The sequence below is a fragment of the Hydrogenophaga sp. genome (assembly GCF_051007235.1).
Lineage (GTDB): Bacteria > Pseudomonadota > Gammaproteobacteria > Burkholderiales > Burkholderiaceae_C > Hydrogenophaga.
Window position 1 is genome coordinate 1 of sequence record NZ_JBPCSJ010000326.1, and the last position, 7,688, is coordinate 7,688.

Annotated in this window: 9 protein-coding genes; 7 read left to right on the top strand and 2 right to left on the bottom strand. The window is 69.8% G+C overall.

The window, feature by feature from the left end:
• The 4 genes from ACR2JA_RS11565 to ACR2JA_RS11580 all read left to right on the top strand — a co-directional run.
• On the top strand, positions 1-1,045 hold a 1,045-nt coding region (locus ACR2JA_RS11565; protein WP_434009230.1), incomplete at its 5' end, for a cobyric acid synthase.
• A gap of 3 nt (positions 1,046-1,048) precedes the next feature.
• Positions 1,049-2,116: a nicotinate-nucleotide--dimethylbenzimidazole phosphoribosyltransferase gene (gene cobT / locus ACR2JA_RS11570; RefSeq protein ID WP_434009231.1), complete on the top strand. Its 1,068-nt coding sequence runs from the start codon at positions 1,049-1,051 to the stop codon at positions 2,114-2,116.
• A gap of 121 nt (positions 2,117-2,237) precedes the next feature.
• The gene (locus ACR2JA_RS11575) at positions 2,238-3,044 is read left to right on the top strand and encodes an adenosylcobinamide-GDP ribazoletransferase (RefSeq protein ID WP_434009232.1); all 807 of its coding nucleotides are present in this window, start codon (positions 2,238-2,240) and stop codon (positions 3,042-3,044) included.
• Between the two features lie 18 nt (positions 3,045-3,062).
• Positions 3,063-3,629: a histidine phosphatase family protein gene (locus ACR2JA_RS11580; RefSeq protein WP_434009233.1), complete on the top strand. Its 567-nt coding sequence runs from the start codon at positions 3,063-3,065 to the stop codon at positions 3,627-3,629.
• Positions 3,630-3,654: 25 nt separating this feature from the next.
• On the opposite strand, the gene nth is transcribed toward ACR2JA_RS11580, so the two are convergent.
• Positions 3,655-4,290, bottom strand: a complete 636-nt coding sequence (nth, locus tag ACR2JA_RS11585; protein WP_434009234.1) for an endonuclease III — start codon at positions 4,288-4,290, stop codon at positions 3,655-3,657.
• Positions 4,291-4,314: 24 nt separating this feature from the next.
• Entirely contained in the window at positions 4,315-5,151 is an 837-nt protein-coding gene (locus ACR2JA_RS11590; protein WP_434009235.1) for an HDOD domain-containing protein, read from the bottom strand.
• Between the two features lie 196 nt (positions 5,152-5,347).
• Here ACR2JA_RS11590 and ACR2JA_RS11595 point away from each other — a divergent pair, with 196 nt between their 5' ends.
• From ACR2JA_RS11595 to ACR2JA_RS11605, 3 genes are all read left to right on the top strand, one after another.
• Positions 5,348-6,538 (top strand): PLP-dependent aminotransferase family protein, encoded by a 1,191-nt coding sequence (locus ACR2JA_RS11595; RefSeq protein WP_434009238.1) that lies wholly within the window; start codon positions 5,348-5,350, stop codon positions 6,536-6,538.
• 57 nt (positions 6,539-6,595) lie between these two features.
• Positions 6,596-7,249, top strand: coding sequence for a hypothetical protein (locus ACR2JA_RS11600; RefSeq protein ID WP_434009236.1), 654 nt, complete (start codon positions 6,596-6,598; stop codon positions 7,247-7,249).
• A 33-nt stretch (positions 7,250-7,282) separates the two neighbouring features.
• On the top strand, positions 7,283-7,688 hold a 406-nt coding region (locus ACR2JA_RS11605), incomplete at its 3' end, for a VOC family protein (protein WP_434009237.1).

Here is a 7,688-nt window from a genome sequence, read left to right on the forward strand (position 1 = left end):
TCTGCTGGTCACCGACATCGACCGCGGGGGCGCCTTTGCCCACCTCTACGGCACCTGGGCGCTGCTGCCCGACGACGAACGCACGCTGATCCGTGGCTTCGTGCTCAACAAGTTCCGCGGCGACGCGGCGCTGCTGGCGCCCGCACCTCAGATGCTGCAAGACTTGACCGGTGTGCCGGTGGTCGCGACGCTGCCGATGTGGTGGCAGCACGGCCTGCCGGAAGAGGACGGTGTGTTCGATATGACCCCCACGCTCGGCACTGGCGTGTCCTCGCTGCCCCCCGAGGGGGCGCGTTTCGCCTTGGGGCGGCCCTGCGGCGAAACCATGACAAGACGTGACTGGACGACCATCGCAGTCATCGCCTGGCCGCGCATCAGCAACCTGGACGAGTTCCAGCCGCTCAAGAACGTGCCGGGCGTGCGCCTGGTCTGGGCGCGCACGCCGGCCGACTGCGCCGGCTCGGACTGGATCGTGCTGCCGGGCTCCAAATCGACTGCGGCCGACCTGGCCTGGTTGCGCGCGCAGGGGCTGGACCGGGCCGTGGCCGACCACGCGGCGCGGGGCGGGGCGGTGCTGGGCATCTGCGGCGGGCTGCAGGTGTTGGGCGAGGCGCTGATCGACACCCATGGCATCGACGGGAATGCGCCCGGCCTGGGCCTGCTGCCGCTGGTGACCGCCTTCGATGCGGACAAGACCGTGTGCCGCACCACCGCCCGCTTCGGCGAGCTGACCGGCCCATGGCAGGCGCTGTCCGGCGTCAACGCCGCGGGCTACGAAATCCACCATGGCCAGACCGCACAACACCCCGCCATGGCCGCCAAAGGCGACATCGCGCGCGAGGTCATCCCCGGCCTGGCCTGGCAGAACGCCGCCGGCAACGTGCTGGGCTGTTACCTGCACGGTCTGTTCGAAGACCCGGCCGTGCTGCGCGCGCTGTGCGGCGCCACCGTGCCCACGCTGGAGACCGTGTTCGACGGTCTCGCCGATTTCCTCCAAACCCATGTCGAGCCGGGTGTGCTCGACGCCCTGATCCACAAGGACTGAACCATGCCTTACACCGTTGCCGCCATCGACGACATCACCCAGCCCGCGCTGGCCGCGCGCCTGCAGCACCTGCTCGACAACAAGACCAAACCGGTCGGCTCGCTGGGCCAGATCGAGCGGCTGGCGCAGCGCATCGGCCTGGCGCTGGGCAGCGAGGCCCCCGCGCTGAAGGACCCGCAACTGGTGGTGTTCGCTGGCGACCACGGTCTGGCGGCCCGCGGCGTCTCGGCCTACCCGAGCGACGTGACCTGGCAGATGGTCGAGAACTTCCTGGCCGGCGGCGCCGCCGTCAGCGTGCTGGCGCGGCAGAACGGCATCGGCCTCACGGTGGTGGACTGCGGCGTGCGCCACGACTTCGCGCCCCGCGCCGGGCTGGTGATGGCCAAGGTGGCGCCGGGCACGGCCGATGCCCTCGAAGGCCCGGCCATGAGCGCCGAACAGCGCGACCAGGCGCTGGCCAACGGCGCCGCACTGGTGAAGCGCCTGCCGGGCAACGCCCTGCTGCTGGGCGAAATGGGCATCGGCAACACCTCGGCGGCCTCGTTGCTGATGAGCCGTCTGACCGGGCTGGACATCGTGGACTGCACCGGCGCTGGCACCGGGCTGGACGCGCCCGCGGTGCAACGCAAGATCGGCATCCTGAGAGACGTGCTGGTCCGCCACCCCGACGCCAAGACGCCGCTGGACGTGCTCGCGGCCTTCGGTGGTTTCGAGATCGCGACCATGGTGGGCGCGGTGCTGCAGGCCGCGGCCGAGCGCCGCGTGATCGTGGTGGACGGCTTCATCGCCACTTCGGCCGTGCTGGTGGCCAGTGCGCTGCAGCCGGCGGTCCTGCAGCGCTGCGTGTTCGCCCACCGTTCGGGCGAACGTGGTCACGCGCTGATGCTGGCCCATCTCAAGGCCGAGCCGCTGCTGGACCTGGGCCTGCGCCTGGGCGAAGGTTCGGGCGCTGCGCTGGCCTGGCCGCTGCTGCAAAGCGCCTGCGCCATCTTGCGCGAAATGGCCAGCTTCGAGTCGGCCGGCGTGTCGCGGCAGGACGAAGCGGCCACGACCACATCCCCAGAGGCCTGAAACCATGCCAGACGAGCGAGGCAGCCCCATCCAGCGCAGCCGTGGAACCGGCTTCGCCGGGCCACAGGCTGCGTCCCCCCTCCCGCAGGAGAGGGGGGAGGACGCGCAGCGGCGCAGGGGGGTGTTCCTGTTCATCCGCCACTTCTTCATCGCGCTGCAGTTCTTCACCCGCATCCCGGTCACGGGGCGGCTGGCGGACTGGGTCGGCTTCTCGCCGGCCATGTTGCGTGCGAGTGCAGCGCACTTTCCCGGCGTGGGCTGGGTGGTGGGCGGGCTCACGGTATTGGTGTTCTGGGGGCTGACGCAGGCCTTGCCGGGGCAGGCCGCATCGGCCTGGGTGGCGGCGGTGCTGAGCACCGCGTTCAGCGTCTGGCTGACGGGGGCCTTCCACGAAGACGGCCTGGCCGACACGGCCGATGGTCTGGGCGGTGCCGTGAGCCGCGAACGCGCGCTGGACATCATGAAGGACTCGCGCATCGGCAGCTACGGCGCCATCGCGCTGGTGCTGGCCCTGCTGACCAAGGTGTCCTTGCTGGGCCTGCTGGCGCAGGCCGGGGGTGTGCGGCTGGCAGCGCTGGCGCTGTTCGCGGCCCACGTCACCTCGCGCCTGATGCCGCTGCTGGTCATCCGCACCCTGCCGCACGTGGGGGACACGCCCACGTCCAAGAGCAAGCCGCTGGCCGAGAGCATCGGTACCCGCGGGCTGATCGCCGGGTTGCTGTGGTGGGTGCCTGCCATGGCGCTGGCCGGCTGGCTGGCACCCGGTGCGCCCTGGCTGCCGGCGGTGCTGGGCGCGCTGGCCGGGCTGGCCTGGATGTGGCGCCTGCTGCGCCAGCGCCTGCAGGGCTTCACTGGCGACGGGCTGGGCGCGACCCAGCAGCTGAGCGAGCTGCTGTTCTACCTGGGCATGGCCCTGGCGCTGGTGTGAGGCGCAGGTGAATCTCTGATGAAACTATGGCTTTTGCGCCACGCGCGGGTCACGCTGGAAGCGGGGCTGTGCTATGGCGCCAGCGACGTGCCGGCCGACCCGGCGCTCACACGCATCGCGGCCGAATCGGCGGCCGCACGCTTGCCGCCGGGGCTGCCGGTGTGCGTGTCGGCCCTGGGGCGGGCGCAGCAGCTGGCCCGTGAACTGCATGCCTTGCGGCAGGACCTGGGGCCGGCGTTCACCGACCCGCGTCTGAACGAAATGGACTTCGGCCACTGGGAGCTGCAGCCCTGGGACGCCATACCCCGCGCCGCCTTCGATGCCTGGATGGCCGACTTCGCGCACCACCGGTTTGGTGGCGCCGAGAGCACGCAGCAGATCATCGACCGCGTGGCCGACGCGCTGGACGATCTGCGCCAACGCTGGCAAATGCAGGCAGTGGGTGAAGCGGTCTGGGTGACCCACGCGGGTGTGATCCGCGCGGCGCAGTACGTGGCCACGCATGGGCACGGACCGATCCGCTACGCCAGCCAGTGGCCGCGAGAGGCGCCCGAGCCGGGTGGCTGGATGGCGCTGGAAATCTGACCTCGCCCGAAAGCTGCCCAGCCGCTCAGCCCGTGGTCTTGGGCTTGAAGTCGCAGTAGGCCGACACCGCGCACTGGTGGCACAGCGGCTTGCGCGCCTGGCACACGTAGCGCCCGAGCAGGATCAGCCAGTGGTGCGAGTCCACCGCGTAGGCCGCTGGCACGCGCTTGAGCAGTTGCTGCTCCACCGCCAGCGGCGTCTTGCCCGGTGCCAGGCCGGTGCGGTTGCTGACACGGAAGATGTGCGTGTCCACCGCCATGGTGGGCTGGCCGAAGGCCACGTTGAGCACCACATTGGCCGTTTTGCGGCCCACGCCAGGCAGGGCTTCGAGCGCTTCGCGGGTGCGCGGCACCTGGCCACCGTGCTGCTCCACCAGGATCCGGCAGGTCTGCATCAGGTGCTTGGCCTTGCTGCGGTACAGGCCGATGGTCTTGATGTACGACTCCAGGCCTTCGAGCCCGAGGTCCAGGATCTGCTGCGGCGTGTGCGCCACCGGAAAGAGCTTGCGGGTGGCCTTGTTCACGCCCACGTCGGTGGCCTGGGCCGACAGCAGCACCGCGGCCAGCAGCTCGAACACGCTGGTGTATTCCAGCTCGGTGACCGGGTGCGGGTTAGCGGCCTGCAGGGTGGCAAAGAAGGACTGGATGGCGGCGGTTTTCATGCCGCGCAGTGTATCGGCCGGGGCTCAGTGCAGGCGCGACGCGTCCAGGTAGCGCTGCGCTTGCGGCAGGCGCTCGACCATCCAGCCCGCGTCCACGGCCAGCGCGGCCAGCACGTCGGCCGGCAGGTCGTCCACCGCCCCGGCGTTGGCCTCGGGGGCCGCGGCCAGCAGTTCGGCCACATGCAGCACCGCGCCCAGGCGCGAAAACGGCTGTGCCGCCATCGGGTTGGCGGCGGCGTCCAGCGCCTGGATCATGGCGTCGGGGAAGTTCCAGCAGCGTGCCAGCTCCGCGCTCACCTGGCCTTCGGTCAGGCCCAGCAAGGCCTCTTCGCGTTGCCAGCGTTCGCCCGGTGCTTGCGGCTGGCGTTCGAATTCGATCACGCTGGACGGCGATTTCATGCCCATCAGCAGTTCACCCACCCGCACCATGAAGCCGGTGAGCCAGGCCTGTTCGCTGTCCGAGCCAATGCCGTGGGCCAGCCACTGGCTCAGGCCGCCGCGCGCCTGGCTGGCGCGCCAGAAGGACTCGCGGTCCAGGCCGGGCGAGACCGGAAAAGCGTCGTTGAAGCACGAGGCCAGCGCCAGTGCACGCACCTGGTTCATGCCCACTCGGTTGATGGCTTCTTCCAGGTTGCTCACCTTCTGCCGGTTGCCATAGTGGGCGCTGTTGGCCAGGCGCAGCAACTGCACCGCCAGCGCGGGGTCGCGGGCGACGGCGTCGCGCAGGTGCGTCACCGGCACGTCTTCCTCGTTCAGCGAACGGATCAGCTCGTGTGCCACCTCGGGCATGGTCGGCAGGGTCAGGTCTTTGAAAAATTCGGCCACGGTCATGTGGGGGCTCCGGTCGAGACGGGTGGTCATGCGGTCGATTCTTGCGGTTTGTCACCGGGTGCAAGCCCCGATAACCGGCTCAAACCACAGCCATTTGAGGCGCCGGATCGTGGCTGTGCCGCAGCGTGTGTGCGCTTTGGCACGCCCGCGCCACCCGGTGTGGCCGGGGCGCTACCATCGCAAGCACCCCGTTTTTCACCTGCAGAGACCCGCCATGTCCTTCCAGATCCCCTTTGCCGACCGCCTGAACAACGTCGAAACCTCCGCCATCCGCGAGCTCTTCAAGCTGCTGGGCAAGCCCGGCATCATCAGTTTTGCCGGCGGCTTCCCGGACAGCGCCCTGTTCGACGTGGACGGCATCCGCGAAGCGGTCAACGCCGCGCTGACCGAAGAAGCCGGCGCCACGCTGCAGTACGGCGCGACCGAGGGTTACAACCCGCTGCGCGAACAGCTGGCCGCGTTCATGACCAGCAAGGGCAACCAGGGCGTGACCGCCAGCGACCTGATCGTCACCACCGGCAGCCAGCAGGCGCTGGACCTGCTGGGCAAGACGCTGATTTCCCCCGGCGACAAGGTCATCGTCGAAGGCCCGACCTTCCTGGCCACCATCCAGTGCTTCCGCCTGTACGGCGCGCAACTGGTCACCGCACCGGTGGACGGACGGGGCGTGGACACCGAGCAGCTGGAACAGCTCATCGTCGAGCACAAGCCCAAGTTCATCTACCTGATCCCGACCTTCGGCAACCCTAGCGGCGCCATGCTCAGCCTGGAGCGCCGCCAGCGCGTGCTCGAACTGGCCGTGCAGCACAACGTGCTGGTGGTGGAGGACGACCCGTACGGCGACCTGTACTTCGGCGACGCGCCGCCGCCCAGCCTGCTGGCCCTGAGCGCCAGCGTGCCCGGCAGCCGCGAGCGTCTGGTGCACTGCGGTTCGCTGTCCAAGGTGCTCTCGCCCGGCCTGCGCGTGGGCTGGATGGTCGGTCCGGCCGAGCTGCTGGCCAAGGCCACCATGTGCAAACAGTTCAGCGACGCCCACACCAGCACCTTCGCCCAGGCAACCGCGGCGCAATACCTCAAGGCCGGCCGCATGCCCGCCACGCTGGCCAAGGTGCGCGCGGTCTACGCCGAGCGGGCCGCGACCATGGGCAACGCCCTGCGCCGCGAGCTGGGCGACGCCATCGAATTCGTGCAACCGCAAGGCGGCCTGTTCGTCTGGGCGCGCCTCACCGGTGCGGGCGGCAAAGTGGCCGACGGCGGCGAGCTGGCCAAACGCGCGATTGAAAAAGGCGTGGCCTTCGTGCCCGGCGCGCCGTTCTACGCCAACCACCCCGACCACGCGACCCTGCGCCTGAGCTTCGCGACGGTGGGCGTGGACAAGATTGAAGAGGGCGTCGGGCGGCTCGCACAGGCGGTGTGACCCGTCCTTCGCAAGACCGTGGGGGGCGAGCGACCACCACACACAGGAAGACCGCACGTGAACCTGCACCGTCGCACCGCGATCCTGGTCAGCCTGTCGGCCATTGCGTCCCGATGGGCCAGCGCCCAGAACCAGCCCCAGCCAGGCGCCAGCGTGGTGGACAGCGTGGCGCTGTATGTGCTGCCCACCGACGGCGTGGTCGAGCAGGCGGCGGCCCAGGTGGCGCGTGCGCTGTCGCAGGACACGGGGCTGTGGGTGAAGGCTTCGCTGTGGGTGCCACCGGGCCCGCTGGCCCCGCTGCCGGGCGGCCAGCAGTTCGCAGGCGAGGATTACCTGGCGCTGGGCAGTGCGGTGGCCAAGCGCCTGCAAGACGCCGGGCCGCGCACTTACTTCATCGTGCTGACGGACCGCGACATCAACGCCCGGTCGCAGAATTTCCGGTTCCAGTTCTCGATGCACAGCCCGATGCAGCGCACCTCGGTGCTGTCGGTGGCGCGCCTGCTGACCGCCAAAGACGGCAACCCCGCGCCGGGTGAGGTGGTCGGCGCCCGGGTGCAGAAGATGCTGATGCGCACCGTGGGCGAGATGCGGCTGGGCTGGCAGCGCACCAGCGACCCGGCCGACCTGATGTACGCACCGATCATGTCGGTGGACGACATCGACGGCATGGATGTGGCCTACACCGTTCGCACCCGCCAGCTGGTGCGCTGACGCCCGACCCCGACCACTGGACAGGTGCCACCCATGCCCACCGTCATCGGCATCGACCACATCTACATCACCGTCTCGGACCTGGCGCGATCGCGGGCGTTTTACGACCGGGTGTTCGGCCAGGTGCTGGGTTTTCGGCGCAATGTGTTCGAGATCGGCGGTGACCCGCACGTGCAGTACTACAACCGCCACTTCGGTTACGTGCTGCGGCCTGCGCGGGTCGATTCGCCGCACCAGCCATACGCACCGGGGTTGCACCACCTGTGCCTGCGGGTGGACACGGTGGACGATGTGCGGGCGGTTGCCGAGGCGCTGAACGCGGCCGGCATCGCCGCCACGCCGGCCTCACTGCACGGTGACTACGCACCCGATTACTGGGCAACGTTTTTCACCGACCCGGACGGCATCCGCCTGGAGGTGACCAACTACCGTGCCGAGC